The sequence below is a fragment of the Williamsia sp. Y712 genome (assembly GCF_059445525.1).
The window spans coordinates 1,040,760-1,059,027 of the sequence record NZ_JCAIUN010000001.1; the positions used below are offsets into that span (position 1 = coordinate 1,040,760).

At 64.5% G+C, this 18,268-nt stretch carries 16 protein-coding genes; 9 read left to right on the forward strand and 7 right to left on the reverse strand.

Annotation, left to right across the window (positions count from 1 at the left end; translation table 11 throughout):
- Window positions 1-9: 9 nt before the first annotated feature.
- Complete coding sequence (locus AC1D75_RS05095; RefSeq protein ID WP_495514203.1) at window positions 10-1,152, reverse strand: acyl-CoA dehydrogenase family protein; 1,143 nt, start codon at window positions 1,150-1,152, stop codon at window positions 10-12.
- Window positions 1,153-1,246: 94 nt separating this feature from the next.
- On the opposite strand from AC1D75_RS05095, the gene AC1D75_RS05100 reads away from it, so the two are divergent.
- The 3 genes from AC1D75_RS05100 to AC1D75_RS05110 all read left to right on the forward strand — a co-directional run bounded on the left by AC1D75_RS05100 (window position 1,247) and on the right by AC1D75_RS05110 (window position 4,001).
- Window positions 1,247-1,624, forward strand: coding sequence for a nuclear transport factor 2 family protein (locus tag AC1D75_RS05100; RefSeq protein ID WP_495514204.1), 378 nt, complete (start codon window positions 1,247-1,249; stop codon window positions 1,622-1,624).
- 3 nt (window positions 1,625-1,627) lie between these two features.
- Window positions 1,628-2,005 carry a hypothetical protein gene (locus tag AC1D75_RS05105; protein WP_495514205.1) on the forward strand — a complete coding sequence of 126 codons (378 nt, stop codon included), beginning with the start codon at window positions 1,628-1,630 and terminating at the stop codon, window positions 2,003-2,005.
- Between the two features lie 61 nt (window positions 2,006-2,066).
- Window positions 2,067-4,001, forward strand: coding sequence for an oxidoreductase (locus tag AC1D75_RS05110; RefSeq protein WP_495514206.1), 1,935 nt, complete (start codon window positions 2,067-2,069; stop codon window positions 3,999-4,001).
- A gap of 51 nt (window positions 4,002-4,052) precedes the next feature.
- Here AC1D75_RS05110 and AC1D75_RS05115 read toward each other — a convergent pair whose 3' ends face one another.
- Both AC1D75_RS05115 and AC1D75_RS05120 read right to left on the reverse strand, forming a co-directional pair.
- Window positions 4,053-5,033, reverse strand: coding sequence for an adenylate/guanylate cyclase domain-containing protein (locus tag AC1D75_RS05115; protein ID WP_495514207.1), 981 nt, complete (start codon window positions 5,031-5,033; stop codon window positions 4,053-4,055).
- Complete coding sequence (locus AC1D75_RS05120) at window positions 5,030-6,268, reverse strand: TetR/AcrR family transcriptional regulator (RefSeq protein ID WP_495514208.1); 1,239 nt, start codon at window positions 6,266-6,268, stop codon at window positions 5,030-5,032. Before AC1D75_RS05120 ends, AC1D75_RS05115 begins: the two co-directional genes overlap by 4 nt.
- 142 nt (window positions 6,269-6,410) lie before the next feature.
- Between AC1D75_RS05120 and AC1D75_RS05125 the strand changes: the two genes are divergently transcribed.
- Window positions 6,411-7,619: an acetyl-CoA C-acetyltransferase gene (locus AC1D75_RS05125; RefSeq protein ID WP_495514209.1), complete on the forward strand. Its 1,209-nt coding sequence runs from the start codon at window positions 6,411-6,413 to the stop codon at window positions 7,617-7,619.
- Window positions 7,620-7,679: 60 nt separating this feature from the next.
- Window positions 7,680-9,857 (forward strand): 3-hydroxyacyl-CoA dehydrogenase NAD-binding domain-containing protein, encoded by a 2,178-nt coding sequence (locus tag AC1D75_RS05130; protein WP_495514210.1) that lies wholly within the window; start codon window positions 7,680-7,682, stop codon window positions 9,855-9,857.
- A gap of 78 nt (window positions 9,858-9,935) precedes the next feature.
- On the opposite strand, the gene AC1D75_RS05135 is transcribed toward AC1D75_RS05130, so the two are convergent.
- Window positions 9,936-10,712, reverse strand: a complete 777-nt coding sequence (locus AC1D75_RS05135; protein ID WP_495514211.1) for an SGNH/GDSL hydrolase family protein — start codon at window positions 10,710-10,712, stop codon at window positions 9,936-9,938.
- 195 nt (window positions 10,713-10,907) lie between these two features.
- On the opposite strand from AC1D75_RS05135, the gene AC1D75_RS05140 reads away from it, so the two are divergent.
- The 4 genes from AC1D75_RS05140 to AC1D75_RS05155 all read left to right on the forward strand — a co-directional run bounded on the left by AC1D75_RS05140 (window position 10,908) and on the right by AC1D75_RS05155 (window position 15,022).
- Complete coding sequence (locus AC1D75_RS05140) at window positions 10,908-12,038, forward strand: acid phosphatase (RefSeq protein ID WP_495514212.1); 1,131 nt, start codon at window positions 10,908-10,910, stop codon at window positions 12,036-12,038.
- Window positions 12,039-12,102: 64 nt separating this feature from the next.
- Complete coding sequence (locus AC1D75_RS05145) at window positions 12,103-13,314, forward strand: sensor histidine kinase (protein WP_495514213.1); 1,212 nt, start codon at window positions 12,103-12,105, stop codon at window positions 13,312-13,314.
- Entirely contained in the window at window positions 13,314-13,973 is a 660-nt protein-coding gene (locus AC1D75_RS05150) for a response regulator (protein ID WP_495514214.1), read from the forward strand. The genes AC1D75_RS05145 and AC1D75_RS05150 overlap by 1 nt, the downstream gene beginning before the upstream one ends.
- A 158-nt stretch (window positions 13,974-14,131) precedes the next feature.
- The gene (locus AC1D75_RS05155) at window positions 14,132-15,022 is read left to right on the forward strand and encodes a CPBP family intramembrane glutamic endopeptidase (protein WP_495514215.1); all 891 of its coding nucleotides are present in this window, start codon (window positions 14,132-14,134) and stop codon (window positions 15,020-15,022) included.
- A 101-nt stretch (window positions 15,023-15,123) separates the two neighbouring features.
- Here AC1D75_RS05155 and AC1D75_RS05160 read toward each other — a convergent pair whose 3' ends face one another.
- The 3 genes from AC1D75_RS05160 to AC1D75_RS05170 are packed head-to-tail and all read right to left on the reverse strand — an operon-like array spanning window position 15,124 to window position 18,016.
- Window positions 15,124-16,176 (reverse strand): DUF8320 family protein, encoded by a 1,053-nt coding sequence (locus tag AC1D75_RS05160; RefSeq protein WP_495514216.1) that lies wholly within the window; start codon window positions 16,174-16,176, stop codon window positions 15,124-15,126.
- Window positions 16,176-17,375, reverse strand: coding sequence for a sensor histidine kinase (locus AC1D75_RS05165; protein ID WP_495514217.1), 1,200 nt, complete (start codon window positions 17,373-17,375; stop codon window positions 16,176-16,178). Before AC1D75_RS05165 ends, AC1D75_RS05160 begins: the two co-directional genes overlap by 1 nt.
- Window positions 17,372-18,016: a helix-turn-helix transcriptional regulator gene (locus AC1D75_RS05170; RefSeq protein ID WP_495514218.1), complete on the reverse strand. Its 645-nt coding sequence runs from the start codon at window positions 18,014-18,016 to the stop codon at window positions 17,372-17,374. Before AC1D75_RS05170 ends, AC1D75_RS05165 begins: the two co-directional genes overlap by 4 nt.
- Between the last annotated feature and the right edge of the window lie 252 nt (window positions 18,017-18,268).

The window sequence follows — 18,268 nt, forward strand, 5'->3', positions numbered from 1 at the left end:
GAACTGAGTTCAGATTCCGATCAGGTTGGCGATCCGGGCCCGGTGGGCACGCGAATCTCCCTGTAGTGCTTCGTTTCCCATGGCCCGCCGGAAGTAGGAGTGGGCGGGGTGTTCCCACGTGAAACCGACACCGCCATGGAGTTGGACGGCTTCGGCGGCCGCTGTGATGGCGGCGTCGGTGCAGACGGCCCCGGCCACGGCGATCGCCAGGCGGGCACTGGCCGGATCCTCGTCGTAGACCGCCGCGGCGTAGCGGCAGGCAGAACGGGCTCGTTCGAGTTCGCGCAGGACATCGGCCAATCGGTGTTTGACGGCCTGGAACGATCCGATGGGGCGTCCGAACTGGTGTCGGGTCTGAACGTACTGAACGGTCATCTCCAGCAATACGTCGACGATGCCGGTGTTTTCGCAGGCCAGTGCGAGCGTCGCGAGGTCCTGCAGTCGGGTGCAGACCCGGTCGTGGTCGGCCACGGTGGTCAGCGGGATCGCCGGAGATTCGCGCAGAGTGAGGTCTGCTTGCCGCCGGGTCGGGTCGATGACCTCGCGGTCCGATGCGGACAGGTGCTCGCCCGGTGTGGTGGCGAACAGGCGGCGGCCGGCTGCGGTCTCGGCGGACAAGATGATCACGTCGGCACCCGCGCCGCCGAGCACGTGCGTCGCTGTGCCGGACAGTGTCCAGATCTCGCCGTTCTCGTGCGCCCTTACGTCGTCGGTCTCGGGTGTCAGTGATGAGACGGTGGCGATCGAGGTGCCGGAGAGAACGTTGTCGAGCAGCTCGGCGAGATCTTGGTCAGCGGTGGCCGACAAAAGAGCGGAAACCCCCACGGCCGCCGATGTGTAGACCGGCTCGCAGACCAGGCTGCGACCACATTCTTCGAGGATGATCCCGAGTTCGACCATGCCGTAGCCCAGTCCGCCGCGCTCCTCGGGAACCGCAAGCGCTGTCACCGACATGTCGTCGACAAGCTGCCGCCAGAGCTCGGGTGAATATCCGCTGGGGGAGTCGGCCGCGGCGCGAACCTGCTCGATGCTGCTGTGCTTTCCGAACAGACCGCGGATCGCGTCCCGCAGTTCTGCCTGTTCGGTCCCGGGGGTCAGTGTGGAGGGCTCAGATCGGGGCCAAGGTACCTCGAAGGCTGGGGACGTGGACATATCGCTCCAATTGACGTGAGTTCAGTTCGGTTAGTTTTCACAGTAACCCGGCGCGCTCTCGACAAGGAAGGGTTAACCGAACTAAGTTCATTTCATGAGTTCTGAGATCGAGAAGTATTACGCCACCGTCGACAGCGGTCGCCTCGAAGATGCGGTCGCGATGCTGGCCGACGACGTCGAGTTCGCCATGGTGCTGCCGACCGGCACCAAGCACGACCGGGGTCGTGCGGTCATGCTCGGCTACCTGCAGGGACGTCCACCGGTGGAACGCAAACACGTGGTCCAGCGGGTTGCGGTCGCCAACGACTTGCAATTCGCTCACGGTGAGGTGACCGACGATGGTGTGACAACCGGGTATTTCGTCGGCGTGATGCATGTCGGCGCCGACGGACTCGTCGACCGCTACCAGGTGTCGTTCGACGCCGAGTTCTCGTTGCTTCCCAACCCTGCCCTGACTACAGAAGGAGTCTGACCCATGACCGATACCGCCATCTCGACACCGGTTCTCGCGCAGTGGTTCGAGTACATGGATTCCGACGATCCCGACCGGGTTCTGACCATGGTCACCGACGACTTCGAGATGTCGGTGCAGTTCTCCAAAGGCGGTGGTCAGGCCGCGGAATTCGTGGGCGACCACGCCGGTCTCATCGCTTACCTGGCGCAGCGGGAAAAGAGTGTCCTGATCCACCACATCGACGCGGGTTCCCTTGTCGGACAAGTGGAACTGGTCCTCGGGCGGACGGTACGCGGCGGCGAGTTCGAGGCATCGTTCAACGCTTCTGCGCAGCTGAACGGCGAAGGCAAGGTTCGGCGCCTGCTCATCTGCCGCACCCCCGAGATCTCGTTCGCCTGAGTTGAGGGCGTGCGACGTGGGTGACGGCAAGTTGTGGTGACGAGAAGAAGAGAGTGAATAGATGGGCAACGAGTTTCCCCACCTGTTTTCGGCGTATGACCTTGGCGGGGTCTCGCTCAAAAATCGATTGGTGGCGTTGCCGGCCGGGACGAGTATGGCGGTGAAAGGTGTTCCGACCCACGGGGATGCGGAGCACTTTGAACGAATCGCGGCCGGCGGTGTCGGCCTGGTGATCGGTGGTGCCACGGTGGTCCACCCGACGACAACGCTTCGCTCGCGGAAGCTCATCGAGGCCTATATCGACGAATTCGTGCCCGCCACAGCGGAAAAGGTGAAAGTCATTCATCGGCATGGAGCGCGGTTCGTGGTTCAGCTGTGTCACCTCGGCCGAGAGTTCATCGGCGGAGAATCGGATGCCCCGCCCTCAGCTCCATCTGCGATCAAGACCGTGCGAGACGCGTATCCGCCGCACGAGTTGTCAGTGGCCGAGATCGACGACATCGTGGAGGGCTGGCGGATCTCGACGCAGAATCTGGTGAAGGCCGGCGTCGACGGAGTCGAAGTCCATGCGGCACACGGTTATCTCCCGGCCCAGTTCATGTCACCGCTGTCGAATCAGCGAACAGATGATTTCGGTGGTTCCTTCGCAAACCGAATGCGCTTCACCCGCTTGGTGATCGAGGCGATGCAATCCGTGATTCCGCCTGGTTTCCTTCTTGGTGTGCGACTCAGTGGCGAAGAAGAGATCGCCGGCGGGATGAACATCGAGGACTGTGTCCGAGTTGCCGAGAATCTGACCGAGCTGGGCATCGACTACTTCAGCATCACCCACGGAACCCGTGGCAAGTATGTGAAGGATTCGACCAATCCGGATGCCGTGGCGATACCGTCGGCATCGCGGGTGCGCGCCGCAACGGGCATTCCCACCCTTGTCGGCCAACGGATCCGCGATGCGGCCACCGCTGACCATGCGATCAAATCCGGGCATGTCGACATGGTGGGAATGGCCCGGGCGCTCATTGCCGATCCCGATCTGCCCATCAAATCCCAAACGGGGCGGTTGGACGAGATCCGTGGTTGCCTGGGTATCAATCAGGACTGCCGGGCATTCGATCCGCACCTGCACTGTGCGGTCAATGCAGAAGTCGGTCGTGGCCGGCATCCCGGGGTGGGCGCCACGGTGCCGAGAACCAAAGAGATTTATGTCATCGGAGGAGGTCCCGGTGGCCTCGAAGCCGCGCGCGTCGCCGCAGGCCGCGGGCATCGGGTAACCCTGTTCGAGAGGGACACGGTGCTCGGAGGCGCGCTCGGAGTGGCTGCGGCGGCACCCCACCGAGCTACCTTGATCGACGTCATCGACTACCTGCAGCGCGAACTCAGGCGTCTCAAGGTCGACGTGAACCTCTCTGCCGGAATCGATGTCGACGATATTTCCGCCATTCTGGATGCAGCCGATCACGTGATCGTATCCACCGGCTCCCGGCCCGCGGACCTACCGGCGGGTCTGGACGGGCGGCCCGCGGCGACCGTTGATGATGTGCTGATGGGGCGGGTGCCCGAGGTCGAGAGTCGTCGGGCCGTGGTCTTCGACGAAGGTGACGGCTTCTGGCCCGCTTACAGTGCGGCCGAGGCATTGGCCCAGCGCGGCTGGCAGGTCACGCTTGCCACCCCGCTCACCGCGTTGGCCTCCAGGATCCCCGCTGAAAGTGCGGCACCGCTCCTCGGGCGTCTCGGCGGGGCAGGTGTTGAGTTCAGGGTGGGTAGCTCGCTGGTGGTTTCCGAGGAACCCTCGGCCCCGTTAGTCCTGCGGCCGGTCTTCGGAGGTGGCGATGTTGTGTTGGGTGACGTGCTCACGGTCTGGCATCAGCCGCGTGTTCCGGTCTCATCCCTGGGACTGGCACCAGGTCCCACGGTGAGCGTGATCGGTGACGCAGTCACCCCTCGTCGCCTGAGTCATGCCATCGCGGAGGGCTATCGGACCGGCGCCGAATTGTGACGGCTGACGTGGCGACCGAGGTCTTATCCGGGTAAGTGCCTCGACGGCAGGTCAGTCGGTCGAGGCAGTTTTCTTGTTCAATTCCAGGGTGCGGGCCCGAAGTCGTTTGTAGCCACGAACATTGAGTGGACCGATTGATTTGAAGAAATAGCGGTCGTGCTGGGCGGCCGACGCCAGTGTGGTGTCGACGAGGATGGTGCCGGGGCGAGCTGAACTGGTCAACCGCGAGGCGATGTTGACCGGTTCGCCGAAGATGTCGCCGAGGCGGGTCAGCACGGTGCCCAGCGCCATCCCGACGCGGAGCGGTGGCAGATCGTGCGTGGCGGAGAGCTGTTGCAGCGCAAGAGCGATCTCGGCGGCGGAGATCGGGTCTTCGACCTCGAACATGACCGCGTCGCCGATGGTCTTGACCACATGACCACCGCGCAGGGTGATCGTCTCGTAGGCGTTGGTCTCGAAGCGGTCGAGCAGATTGTCGAGCTCGTTCATGTCGAGCTGGCGCGACAGGCTGGTATATCCGACGATGTCGACGAATCCGATTGTGAGGGTTCGGTTCACACCGTCGGTGGTGGCAAGGGCATTCTGTAGCGCCGAGGCCAGATGTCGCCGCCAGACGAGTGTCTGCACCCGCTGAACGGCCTTGACCATGATGGCCAGGTCGAGGCTCTCCCGGCCGGCCTCGGCGTCGGACCGGATGCGGTCGGCGATGTTGTGTGCCTCCCAATCGGTCAGGCGCGAAATCGTCTGGCCGAGGGTGCGTGCCATCGCCACCTCGAACTCGAGCGATCGATCCGCGTCGACCGCGTGGACCAGTTGCAGGGCCTGCACATCGTCGGCGGTGAACAATTTGTCGTCGCTGTTGTCCATGGTGAACCCGAACGCCGTCCACACCCGGCGGGCGTGTTCTTCCGAGATGTTCAGAGCCGCGGACATGTCTTCGAGTGTGAAGAGTCGCTCACCGCCGAGGAGATTCGACTCGATCGATTCGGCGGTGATCCCGGCGTGGCCTGCGACGTCCGGCGGTTTGGTCATGACGCGGATCGAACCGCGACCGCCGGGACCTGGGGCAGTCCGAGGACGCCTTTCATCAGGTAGGCCAGCAAAGCCGGCATCTCGGGACGATTCCAGTTGCGCCGCAAGCGCATGGCGTCGTTCGCGATTGTCAGTGCTGCGTGCACGGTCACTGCGGCCTCCGGGGTGGGAAGGTCGGTCTCGATCTGTTCGACCAGGTTGACCCAGCGTGCCACGTACCGGCGCTGATAGGTGATCAGATCGCCATTGTCGACGCTCTCGAGCACGCTACGACTGTTGAAGGAGACAGAGAGATCCGGTGTTGCGGTGAGCACCTGAACGTAGGAATCGATCAGGAGGCCGAGCAGCGCGGTCGGGTCATGGGCCACCGAATAGGCGGCGATCGCGCTGGCCTCCAGTCGGTTCGCACTGCGCTGACTGATGCCGATGAGGATGGCCTGTTTGCTCGGAAAGTGGTTGTACACACTGGGTCCGGAGATTCCGACCGCCTCACCGATCTCGTCGACACCGACCGTGGCGAAACCGCGTTGGGCGAACAGTTCCGCAGCGGCGTCCAGGATTTCGTCGCGTCGTCCGGAGGGCTCGGCCAGTGCCCTTGGCAGGGGATCGATGGGCCGGGCCAGGCCCGGACTCAGTTCGACAACACGGTCGACCAGTACAACCAATCGGCCCACCGCACGGGAGGTGGAGATGCGTGTCCGGTGAACCGAAACGCTGCCGTTCACGCTGAGGATGGTCCACGCGAGCTGGTCGATGTCACGGGATGACAGGCCGGTTCGATGCGAGAAGACGGCTCCGGACCACCGGTGCAGGACCTTATGGGTTCGGCGGGCCACCTCATCGTTCTGCTCCGGTGACAGGTGGGCCGACGACCAGCGCCACAGCGCCGCCGCATTCGGGTTGGTGACGCCGAGGGCGCACAGCTTCTCGATGGCCTTGCCGATGGGGACCTCGCCGTCGGCGGCGGGGGACAGGGCGGTGTCGGTGCAGGTCTCGATCTCTTCGATCCCGGCCATCACCGCGGCGAAGAGGATGGCCTGCTTGTCGCTGAAATGCCGATAGATCGACGGGCCGGTCACCCCGGCCGCCTTGGCGATGTCGGTCACCGAGACATGGTCGAATCCGCGCGCGAGGAACAGCTCGGCGGCGCGGTCGACGAGCTGGCGTTTGCGGTCGGCAGGCCGGCGAGTGCGACTCGCCGACCGGCCGGATCCGACATCGGGATTCGAAGACATTGTGAATCAACCCTAGCGCATGGTTGGACCCTTGAATGCATGTCTGTACTCGGGGTATGGTCAAATAAGTTACAGCGCGTTAGCCGTGCCGTTAGTTTCGGCGGGCGCGAGAACAGCGCAGTTCATCTGAAAGGAACCCAGCGTGACTGATGCATACATCTACGAGGCCATTCGTACGCCTCGTGGCAAGCAGCGGAAGGGCTCGCTGCACACCGTCAAGCCCGTCGACCTCGTGGTCGGCCTGATCCACGAACTCAAGGTCCGTTTCCCTGACCTCGATCCCTCCGATATCAACGACGTGGTCCTTGGCATCGTCTCGCCGGTCGGCGAGCAGGGCGCAGTGCTCCCGCGTACCGCAGCACTGGTGGCCGGACTCCCCGAGACCGTCCCCGGAACCCAGGTCAACCGCTTCTGCGCCTCCGGCCTGGAAGCCACCAACCTCGCCGCACAGAAGGTCGCGTCGGGCTGGGATGACCTGGTCATCGCCGGTGGCGTCGAATCGATGTCCCGTATTCCGATGGGCAGTGACGGTGGTGCGATGTTCACCGACCCCACCACCGTGTTCGACCTCTACATCGCCCCGCAGGGCATCGGCGCCGACCTGATCGCCACCCTCGAGGGCTTCTCACGTGAAGACGTCGACGCCTACGCCGCCGAGTCCCAGCGCCGCGCCGAGGCCGCCTGGTCGGCCGGCTACTTCGCGAAGTCGGTTGTCCCGGTCAAGGACATCAACGGCATCACCCTGCTCGATCACGACGAGCATCGTCGTCCGGGCAGCACGGTGGAGAGCCTCGGCCAGCTCAAGGCCGCTTTCGCCGGTCTGGCCGCAATGGGTGGCTTCGACGACGTCGCACGTCAGAAGTACGTCAACGTGGAGACGATCAATCACGTTCACACCGGCGGTAACTCGTCGGGCATCGTGGATGGATCGGCCCTGGTTCTGGTCGGCAGTGAGGCCGCAGGCAAGAAGGCCGGAATGGTCCCGCGCGCTCGCGTCGTCGCGACCGCTCAGACCGGCAGCGACCCCACGATCATGCTCACCGGCCCGACCCCGGCCACCGAGCTCGTGCTCAAGAAGGCCGGTCTGACCACCGATGACATCGACGTCTTCGAGCTCAACGAAGCGTTCGCGTCGGTCGTCATGAAGTGGATGAAGGACCTGAAGATCCCGCACGAGAAGGTCAACGTCAACGGCGGCGCAATCGCCATGGGTCACCCCCTCGGTGCCACCGGCGCGATGATCCTCGGCACCTGCCTCGACGAGCTGGAGCGTACCGGTGGCCGTTACGGCCTGGTCACCCTCTGCATCGGCGGCGGCATGGGTGTCGCAACCATCATCGAGCGCATCTGAGTCAGCTGACGCTGGTACTGACAGGCTTCTTCCAACCTTCACGAAAGAACTTCAAAAGTTATGACTGAAAACATGATCCGCTGGGAGCAAGACGGCGACGGCGTCGTTGTTCTCACCATGGACGACCCCAACCAGGGCGCCAACACCATGAATGACCTCTACGTCTCGTCGATGGCTGCCACCGTCGAGCGTCTCGAGGCCGAAAAAGACAGCATCACCGGTGTTGTCATCACTTCGGCGAAGAAGACCTTCTTCGCCGGTGGCGACCTCAAGGACATGACCGCTGACAAGAGCGGTGTCGACAAGGTCGAGGTGGCCAAGCAGGTCACCGCGCAGGCCGACGGCATCAAAGCCGTACTGCGCCGGCTGGAGACCCTGGGCAAGCCGGTTGTCGCGGCCATCAACGGCGCCGCACTCGGCGGCGGTCTCGAGATCGCGCTGCACACCCACCACCGCATCGCGGCCGACGTCAAGGGCACCCAGATCGGCCTGCCCGAGGTCACTCTCGGCCTGCTGCCCGGTGGCGGTGGCGTCACCCGTACCGTGCGTCTGCTCGGCATCCAGAGCGCGCTGATGAATGTGCTGTTGCAGGGCAACCGTTTCAGCCCGACCAAGGCCAAGGACACCGGTCTGGTCGACGAGGTCGTCTCGTCCATCGACGAACTGATCCCGGCCGCCAAGGCCTGGATCGCCGCGAATCCTGAAGCCGCACAACCGTGGGACAAGAAGGGTTTCAAGATCCCCGGTGGCGCACCGACGAGTCCGGCTCTGGCACAGCTCTTGCCTGCCATCCCGTCGCTGCTCCGTCAGCAGCTCAAGGGCGCACCGATGCCCGCACCACGCGCCATCATGGCCGCAGCCATCGAAGGTGCGTACGTCGATGTCGATTCCGCGGATCTGATCGAGACCCGCTACTTCGTGTCCCTGGTCACCGGGCAGGTGGCACAGAACATGATCAAGGCGTTCTTCTTCGACCTGAACTACATCAACGGCGGCGGATCGCGCCCCGACGGGTACGAGAAGTTCACCGCCAAGAAGGTCGGCGTCATCGGCGCAGGCATGATGGGTGCGGCGATCGCGTACGTGTCGGCCAAGGCCGGCATCGAGGTCGTCCTCAAGGACATCAGCATCGAAGCCGCCGAAAAGGGCAAGGCCTACTCGGTCAAGCTCGAGGAGAAGGCGCTCTCGCGTGGCAAGACCACCAAGGAGAAGTCCGACGCCCTGCTGGCGCGGATCACCCCGACCGTGGACGCAGCCGATTTCAAGGGTGTTGACCTGGTGATCGAGGCGGCATTCGAGTCGGTCGAGGTCAAGAAGCAGGTATTCGGCGAGATCGAGGACATCGTCGAACCCGACGCGGTGCTCGGCTCGAACACCTCGACCCTGCCGATCACGATCCTGGCCGAAGGTGTGAAGCGCTCCGAGGACTTCATCGGAATCCACTTCTTCTCGCCCGTGGACAAGATGCCGCTGGTGGAGATCATCAAGGGCGCCAAGACCTCTGATGCGGTGCTGGCCAAGGTCATCGACTACACCCTGCAGATCCGCAAGACCCCGATCGTCGTCAACGACAGCCGCGGCTTCTTCACCTCGCGGGTCATCGGCACCTTCATCAACGAGGCGATCGCCGCCGTGGGTGAAGGCATCGAGCCGGCATTCATCGAGCAGGCAGGCGCACAGGCCGGCTACCCGGCACCGCCGCTGCAGCTGATGGACGAGCTCACCCTCACGCTCCCGCAGAAGATCCGTAAGGAAACCGAGAAGGCACTCGCTGCCGAAGGCAAGCCGGTTCCCGCACATGGCTCGAATGCCGTCGTGGACAAGATGGTTGACGATCTCGGTCGTCCGGGCCGCTCCGGTGGTAAGGGCTTCTACGAGTACGACGAGGCAGGCAAGCGCACCAAGATCTGGCCCGGCCTGCGCGACGAGTTCAAGTCGGGCAGCACCGAGATCCCGTTCGAGGACATGAAAGAGCGCATGCTCTTCGCCGAGGCCATCGAGACGGTCAAGTGCTTCGACGAAGGTGTCCTGACCTCGGTGCCCGATGCCAACATCGGCTCGATCTTCGGAATCGGCTTCCCCGCGTGGACCGGTGGCGTGATCCAGTACATCAACGGGTACGAAGGTGGTCTGCAGGGCTTCGTCGATCGCGCCCGCGATCTGGCGAGCAAGTACGGCAGCCACTTCGAGCCGCCGCAGTCGCTGGTCGACAAAGCTGCAAAAGGCGAGAAGTACTGAGCAGTACGCTGATTCAGTGAACTGATCCAAGGCCGCGGCCCGGTTCTCCGAAAGGGGAGCCGGGCCGCGGTTCTTTTTCTAGCTCGGGGGCGGTGGTATCACCGGCGTCAGCTCCGGGCGTTTTGCGCTCATCCCGTCGCCCGTCGAAACCCCGCGTAGCCGACGGATCATCCACGGCAGGAGGAACGCGCGAGCCCACTGGGCCTCGCGGATCGACTTCTGCACCAACGACATCGGGTCGGCAGGCGCGATCGAGATGCCCCAATCCGGATCGCTTTCCGGCAAGCCGAGTGCGTGGGCGGCGCCTGCGGCAAACCGCTCGTGACCGAACGGGGAAGCGTGCAGCCGGTCGATCGACCAGGAGCGGGTGTCGACCAGAACCGGCGCGGCATGGAGATCGACGAGGATGAAGTCGTATGTGGTGGCGAACTCGCGCATCATCTCGTTCAACGCGAGCAGTCGTGGCTCGAGACGTTTGGCGATCGGCACAGTCTTGGCCATGTTCGGATAGGTCGAGATGATCACCGTTGCCGAGGTGTCGGCGAGCTGTGAGTAGATGTGGTCGAGATCGTGATGAACGTCGTCGAGCGTCGAGCTCGCCAATACATCGTTCATCCCGAGTGGAGCGGCGATCAGGTCCGGAGACAACGCGATCGCGGGTTCGAGCTGGGTATCTCGGATCTGCCGGGTCCGGCGTCCACGCACGGCGAGGTTGGCGTAGCGGAGATCGGGGTTGATCATCGAGAGCTGCTCGGCGAGGCGATCGGCCCATCCGCGGTGGCCGATGACGTCATCGCCGTCACCGATGCCTTCGGTCTGACTGTCGCCGATGGCAACAAAACGGGAGAAATGCACCAGAGGAGTCTAGTGCCCCGAGTCAAAGGTTCTTTTGCAGTCTCCGGCGTTCGATCGGCGCCTGGCGGCGCCAGGTGGGCGCCAGATGAACGCAGCGGCAACTCGAGATGACCGTTCGGAGTTCTCCTTGGACGCCTCGCGATGAGCGGTTCACCGAACTTGTGGATGCTGCCTGGTTGCGGAAACATGCTGGTCATGTCGTTGTCTCGCTCACGCCGCACCGTCTTGACGCTGCTGGCGGCCGTCTCCCTCGTTCTCCCGGTCAGTGGGGTCGCCACCGCCGACACCGCGCCGGCAGATTTCACCCCCGCTCAGCTGATCGGTCCTTACCCGTCCGATCTCCCATCAGGCGGGTGGTATCTGCCGGTCCTCGACGGATTCACCGCGCTACGCGACAACAACCCCGCGCTCATCGCACAGAATCTGCAGACCGTCGTGCGCTTCAACAACGAGGCCACCCCGGAAGCGCAGGCGGACGCGATCGAGGTCAACTACGACGACCGTTTGGTCTCGCTCTCCGTGGCACTCGGCGAGAAGCTGGGCCCGGTGTTCCTGAAGCTTCTGGAAGACGGCCGGCTACCGAAGGTTGCGGCTCTTGCCGAGGGAGACCTCGCCCGCGCCGGACTGCCCTCGGGAACGACGTTGCCCGAGAAGACCTTCTTCAACAATCCACGCCCGTTCGTCGTGGCACCGGACAGCATCAAACGCTACGACCGGCCCGGCGGCGACCTCTACGCAGAGGTCGAGACCAACGGGTCGTACCCGTCAGGCCACACCAACATGGGCTACTGGAAGGGCGCGCTGCTGGCGTCGTGGCTGCCGGAGCTCGGCCCGCAGATCATTGCCCGCGCCGGAGAGATCGGGCTCAGCCGGGTCATCCTCGGAGTCCACTACCCGCTCGATGTGATGGGCGGTCGACTCATGGCAATGGACCTCAGCGCGGCCCGCCTTTCCGACCCCGGGTTCGATCGGCTCATCGACGAAGCAGGCACCCAGTTGCGTGAACAACTCGAGAAGGTCACCGGCGTGCCGCTGGCAGACTTCATCGCCACCGACACGCCGTACCTGAGCACGCAGATGGCCGTGGACGAGCACCGGGCTCTGATGACGTATGGACTCCCTCTCATCAACCCCGGCCAGCAGAGCCAGATCCCGGCACAAGCCGCTGCTCTCCTGGAGACCAGGTTCCCGGATCTGACCGATGCGCAACGACTCGAGATTCTCGAGCAGACGGCCATTCCGTCCGGCTACCCCCTCGACAAGTCCGGCCCCGACGGAGGCTGGCTGCGCATCGACCTCGTGGCGGCGTACGCGGCGACACCCTGAACAGCGCAGTCGCGATTCGACACAACTCGGTCGAACTCGAGGCCCTCCGCGTAGCATCCGCGAGATGAAGCAGCCCGCCCCGGTGATGCAGCACGACAGCACCATCTGGGCGGGCGCCGCTCGCAGGTTGTCTCCGTTTCTCGACATCGCCATCGCGGTGCTCGCGACCGCATTCGCCCTCGGCGCCCTCTTCACGACCGACGTCGAAAGCGTCGATCCGCGCCTGCGCGAACCCGACGTCGTCGCGGTTGTCGGCACCGTGGTCGCGACGGCTGCGCTGTACTGGCGACGCACATACCCGACGACGTCGTATTGCATATTCGCGGCCGGATGCCTGGTCGTCACGCTCACCGACCACTACATCGGGTCGCTGTCGGTCATCCTGCTCCTGAGCCTGTACTCGCTGGCAGCGCACGGACGTCGGCGCAACGCAGCGATCGCTCTCGTCGCGACCATGGCCACATTCGGGGCACTCGCCGCCGCCGACGTTCCCGACCTGCGCACCTCAGACCTCCTCCAGGCCTGGGCCCTGTTGATCACCGCCTGGGCCGTTGGCGACGCGATCCGCGCCCGCAGAGGCCAACAGCGCGGAGAGATCCACGCCGCCGAACACGATGCCGCTCTGGCGCGCGAACAGGCCACGCGAGCGGTCGCCGAGGAGCGCCTGCGCATCGCGCGTGAACTGCACGATGTGGTGGCGCACAGCATGTCGCTCATCGCGGTCCAGGCGGGCGTCGGCGTCCACGTCATCCGCACCGACGTCGATGCCGCCGAACACGCGCTGCAGGTCGTCGCCGACACGAGCCGGGAGGCGCTGGCCCAAACGCGGTCGATGCTCGGGGTCCTTCGCGAACAAGACGATCCCGTCGGCGGCCCGGTACCCCAAGGGGTCGATGACCTGCCGGCATTGGTGGCGGTGGTCGGATCTGCGGGACTCGACGTTGCCCTCGAGATCACCGGCACCTCAGCGAAGTTGGATGCGGCCGTCGAGTTGGCGACCTATCGCATCGTCCAAGAGTCGTTGACCAACGTGCTCAAACACGGTGGACCGTCAGCGCGTATTCGTCTGGACTATCGCGACGACCACCTCGATATCGAGGTCACCGACCCGGGCGGACGCTCGGTCGTATCCGGCTCCGAAGACACGGGTGGCCACGGCTTGACCGGGCTGCGCGAGCGCGCCCACCTGGTCGGCGGCTCCCTGACGTCCGGCCCGACTCCCGCCGGCGGGTTCGGTGTCCACGCGAGGCTCCCCATCCAGCAGAACGGCACCTGATGATCACGGTGGCAGTTGTCGACGATCAGGCCCTGGTCCGATCCGGGTTCGTCGTGCTACTGAATTCTGAGCCCGAGGTCGAAATCGTCGGTGAGGCCGGCAACGGGCAACAAGCCTGGGACCTGTGCCTGCGCACCACTCCCGACGTCGTCCTGATGGATGTCCGGATGCCGGAGATGGATGGCATCGAAGCCACCCGGCGAATCGTGGCGGACCCCGGCTGCGCGGGCACAAAAGTGTTGATACTGACCACTTTTGACGAGGATGAACTCGTCGTGGCGGCGCTGCGTGCTGGCGCGAGCGGTTTCCTCCTCAAAGACACGAGGCCCGACCTGCTGCTCGACGCCATCAACGTCATCGCGGCCGGAGAGTCTCTCCTGTCCCCCAGTGTCACCCGACGGATGATCGAACGCTTTGCCGCCCTGCCGGATTCGACTCCACGCTCACACTCGGACGACGGACTGACCGAACGTGAACGCGAAGTGCTACTCGCGGTCGCACAAGGACTGTCCAACAACGAGATCGCGTCCGCGTTGCACATGGGATACGGAACCGTGAAGACCCACGTGAGCCATCTGCTGACCAAACTGGACAGCCGCGACCGCGCACAACTGGTCATGTACGCCTACGAATCAGGTCTCGCCGTCCCCGGCACCTGACTCCAACGCCTCTATCTGGGGATAGAGACACAGCGGACAAAGCCAGGTCTCGCGCCAGATGTCCCACCACCCCTTTCTGGAGCAGATTGATGGACACGGCCGCACCGGTCGCACCACCTCCAGTGGCCACGCGGCCACCGTCAACCAGGAGTCCCCCGATGTTCCGCTCCCCAGTCATTCGCGAGATCACCGCTTTTGTGGCGGTGGCATTCTCGCTGGCCGTCGCCATAGCCGTCGCACTGCCCGATGCCGAGATCAACGTCGTACTCAGTGTGTTCGTGCCCGTGATCTCGGTCGCCATCGTGACGTTCACCGTCATCCCGCGAGGGAAACGCAAAGAGCTCTGGAAGAGCTTCGGTCTGAATAACTCCGGCGGTTCGGCACTGCGTCCGGCGCTGCTCATCCCGGTAGTGCTGGTGTTCCTTGCGTACGGCGCCGCGGTCCTGACCGGTGTTGCCGACTTCGTCTCCATCCACGCCACACCACTGGGCACCGCGAGCTGGGTCACCGACCTTGTCATCGAACTCGCCATCGGCACCCTCTTCATCCTCGGGGAGGAAATCGGCTGGCGTGGATTCCTGTTGCCGCGTATTCAACAACTGACCGGGCAGCGCCGCGCCGCACTGCTGACCGGGTTCATCCACGGTCTCTTTCACATGCCACTGGTCCTGATTGCCACCACCTACGATGCTGACGGTGTCCGCTGGCTCGTGGCTCCGGCCGTGGTCGCCACCCTCACCATGGCCGGTGTGTTCTACGCCTACCTGTGGGATCGTTCGCACACCGTGTGGCCGGTTGCCGTGGCGCACAACGTCGCCAACACCGCCTTCGTTCTGGGCGCCACCGCGGTCATCGCCTCGTCACCGGACGACTTGGCCTACGTTGCCGGAGAGAGCGGGCTCGCGACGTTGGGTGCAGTCGCTCTGGTCGCCGGCATCTATCTGCTGCGGGCCAAGGTGTGGCGAGACGGTGACAACGTTGTCGCACACGACAAGCTGACCGTCACCGACGAGGTGTTCGAACCCAATCCTGTGGTCGCGGTGCGATAGACGAACTATCGGCGATGAGGCCCTGCATCTTTCGATGCGGGGCCTTCTCGCGGTTACTGCCGCTGTCAACGTCCCTGGTCATCACACCTGGGGCGGGTGACTCACAGTCGCGGTGCCAGCGCTTGGCCGTTGTGGCCGTATTCCACCCGGGTGGTGTCGTCGGGTGTGCTGTGCAAGACCGTGACCAGGGCATCTCGGTGCGGCGGGAGTATCCGGATGGTCAGGGTTCCGGTATCCGCGCGCATGAGGGCGTCGGTGACGGCGCGGTAGATCTCGGTGCAGACCCCCGGGGGTGTGGTGTCGAGGCCGTGGTCGTCGAGCAACACCACATCGACCCCGCGGGAGCGGGCCTGCCGGGCGGCGTCGGCGATCCGGGGCCGGTCGAGCGCTGGTGCCCGCAGCGAGTCCCGGAGTCGGGCTTCGACGAGTTTTGCGGCGAGCCGTTCGTCTTCGGTGAGCGGCCGGGGTCCTGCCATCTGTTCGAGGAGGGGCCGGGCCAGTTCGTCGAGCTCGGCGAGCCTGGCATCGCGCTCTTCGAGGATGGCCTTCCCGGCGGCCTCGGCTGCCACACGGAGCGTCGCCTGGCTGCGAAGTTCGAAGATGCTCCGGGCGGCCGGGCGGATGGTCCATGCGAAGAACGTGGCCATCAGCAGCGGCGCGAGGTTGATCACCGAGATGGACAGCCCGTACAACGCGCCTTCTCCGGCCAGCCCGGTCCACACCATGCAACTGGCCAGGGTGACAGCCATCCCGATCCAGGCCCAGGCCGTGCGCCCGCGAACGCACATGTAGGCGTAGATCGCCGTCGATGCCCCCAGCGCCCACAACTGCAGGTGACCTTCGAGCGGCAGGACCGTCTTCACGAAATTGAGGTTGATGGCAATCGGGCCGACAGCGGTGAGACCGAGTGTGGCCGGTATCGGCAGGGGATCGCCGGGAATGATGACCATACAGATCGCCCCGACACTGACCACAAGCCAGGCGGTGAGCTCGTACCAGAAACCGCCCGCCGGTTGGTCCGTCCAACTGACAACGGCGAACGTGAGCACGTACGCGGCCACCAGTATTCGTGCGGCGGTCGTGTGGAGTCCGAGCAGTGAACCCGCGTCGCCGATGGATCGGGGATCGTCAATCGTGCTCGGGGAGATGGCCATCAGCCCTCCCAGCCCAGGTACACCCGGGTGCCGGCGCCGGGGCGGGTGTCGAGGTGGGCAGTCCCGCCGGGGAGATTGCGCATCCTTCCGAGGATGCTGACCGCGATACCGAGGCGATGCGGGGCAACGGTGGCGGGATCGAAACCGGCACCGTTGTCGGTCACAACGACGCCAAGGCCGGTCGCGGTCACGTTGACATCCACGGTGCGGGTGGTATTCGGTCCGGCATGGATTTGGCTGTTCCGCAACGCCTCTGACAATGCCGATCCCATCGTCCGCACCACATCGGCGGGCAGATCCGCCACCTTCTCCGCCGGCTCTTCGGAAACCCGGAACAGTGCCTTGTCGTCGGCCTCGACACACGCTGCGCGGAGATGAGTTGTCGCCTGATCGAGCGAGAAATGCTGATCCGGAACAGGTTCGGCGCGGATGTTGTCGAGTTCGTCGAGGGTGGTTGCCGCCATGGCGGAGATGACCTCTGATGGTTGACCCCGGGAGGCGACCAGAAACGTCGACATCACGCTGTCGTGGATCAAGGCGTCGAACCGCTCGCGTTCGACCGTGCGCGCGTGCCCGGCCGCGGCGACCGCGGCGGCGGCATATGTTGTCTCGGTGGTCGAATCGAGTAGACGGCCGGTTCGCATCGCCATCACTCCGCCACCCACGAACAGGGTGCAGAACATGATCGCGAACATGATCTCCGGGATGAGCGCCGAGGCCGATGAATCTCCTCTGGCAACGGAGTTGATCAATTGGACGCCAACACATCCGGCCACCAGGTGCGCGAACACCAATGTGGTCGACCACACGATCACCGCGGCGAGGCTGGCGACCCCGGGGAAGAATGCGAGCCAGACACCGTCACCAGGTTGTATGGTCGGTCCGTTCCAGGCAATGGGCCAGGTTGCCGCCGCGACCAGAAACGCCACTGCGGCAATGCCACTGCTGATCCGCATGGGCCTGGGGTCCGACCGGAACGACAGTGCCCCGGGCAGCATCCCCGACCCGAAGACCAGCACCACGTTGACCGGGGTCCACCAGGGGTCCATCCGTGGGGCCAGCATGCCGATGGCGGGAAGAAGGATTGCGAGATAGGCGACATACCCAACACTGATGAAGCGCGCGAACATTCGGACGAGACGAAGGGTGTTCTCCCCGCCGCCGAGGTTGCCGGGGTGAAACAGTGTCTGGCAGCTCATGGCTCCGGTGCCTCCGGCATCGGAAGCAAGCCGTCTTCGACGGCGCGCTTGTAGAGCTCGATCTTGGTTCCGGCCGGGCGGCCGGCGTCGGCATACTTGGCCCGGATGCGGGCCAGATAGTCGTTCACGGTGTGCGGCGTCAGCCCGGTCAGCCGGGCGACCCGATCTGCCTTCTCTCCCGAGGCATACAGGCTCAGGACATCGCGCTGGCGAGGGCTCAGGCCGACGTCGGGGAGCCCGGGGTCGCCGTCGATCGCGGCCGCCCACTCGGTGGTCACCACCTGGCGTCCCTCCGCGGCAGCAGCAATCGCCGCGACCACCACCTCGGTCGACTCGGTCTTCCGGATCACACCCAGCACACCGGCTTTCGCCGCCAGGCGCACGAGATAGGGGTTTTCGGCCCCGGTGAACACCAACGCCTGTAGGCCGGCGGCACGGAGTTCGTCGACATTGGCTGTCGGAGATGACCCGTCGGACAGGCGTAGGTCCAGCAGAACCAAATCCAATTCGGTACGCAGAGCAAGAAGCTCGGAGACGGTCGGGGTGGCCGCGGCCACGACCAATCCGGGATGGTCGGCCAGCATGGCCTTGAGTCCCAGCACAACCGACGAGTGGTCCTCCACCACGCCTATTCGCTTCACGTCAGGCAACTCCACTGTTCTTCGTCTACCGCCGTCCCCTCGGCTCCCAGGGATCTGGGTGAAGGGTTATCTCTACGACACCGATCGGCTCGGCCTCGGCCGAGGTCGCCGGGCGCCGAACCGATCTCGACAAAATATAGACGCTAAAACGGCCATCAGTATCATTCGTGGGCTTTGGGTAACCGTTTGGCGCGCGAGAGTAGGGCCTTCGGTCTACGACATTTAGTACGCAAAGCGAATGGACCGGATAGC

Coding starts and splice junctions, on each gene's coding strand:
- AC1D75_RS05150 (WP_495514214.1), top strand. CDS start 13,314: ATGATCACGGTGGCAGTTGTCGACGATCAGGCCCTGGTCCGATCCGGG.
- AC1D75_RS05095 (WP_495514203.1), bottom strand. CDS start 1,152: ATGTCCACGTCCCCAGCCTTCGAGGTACCTTGGCCCCGATCTGAGCCC.
- AC1D75_RS05110 (WP_495514206.1), top strand. CDS start 2,067: ATGGGCAACGAGTTTCCCCACCTGTTTTCGGCGTATGACCTTGGCGGG.
- AC1D75_RS05145 (WP_495514213.1), top strand. CDS start 12,103: ATGAAGCAGCCCGCCCCGGTGATGCAGCACGACAGCACCATCTGGGCG.
- AC1D75_RS05140 (WP_495514212.1), top strand. CDS start 10,908: ATGTCGTTGTCTCGCTCACGCCGCACCGTCTTGACGCTGCTGGCGGCC.
- AC1D75_RS05100 (WP_495514204.1), top strand. CDS start 1,247: ATGAGTTCTGAGATCGAGAAGTATTACGCCACCGTCGACAGCGGTCGC.
- AC1D75_RS05155 (WP_495514215.1), top strand. CDS start 14,132: ATGTTCCGCTCCCCAGTCATTCGCGAGATCACCGCTTTTGTGGCGGTG.
- AC1D75_RS05115 (WP_495514207.1), bottom strand. CDS start 5,033: ATGACCAAACCGCCGGACGTCGCAGGCCACGCCGGGATCACCGCCGAA.
- AC1D75_RS05130 (WP_495514210.1), top strand. CDS start 7,680: ATGACTGAAAACATGATCCGCTGGGAGCAAGACGGCGACGGCGTCGTT.
- AC1D75_RS05160 (WP_495514216.1), bottom strand. CDS start 16,176: ATGGCCATCTCCCCGAGCACGATTGACGATCCCCGATCCATCGGCGAC.
- AC1D75_RS05105 (WP_495514205.1), top strand. CDS start 1,628: ATGACCGATACCGCCATCTCGACACCGGTTCTCGCGCAGTGGTTCGAG.
- AC1D75_RS05120 (WP_495514208.1), bottom strand. CDS start 6,268: ATGTCTTCGAATCCCGATGTCGGATCCGGCCGGTCGGCGAGTCGCACT.
- AC1D75_RS05165 (WP_495514217.1), bottom strand. CDS start 17,375: ATGAGCTGCCAGACACTGTTTCACCCCGGCAACCTCGGCGGCGGGGAG.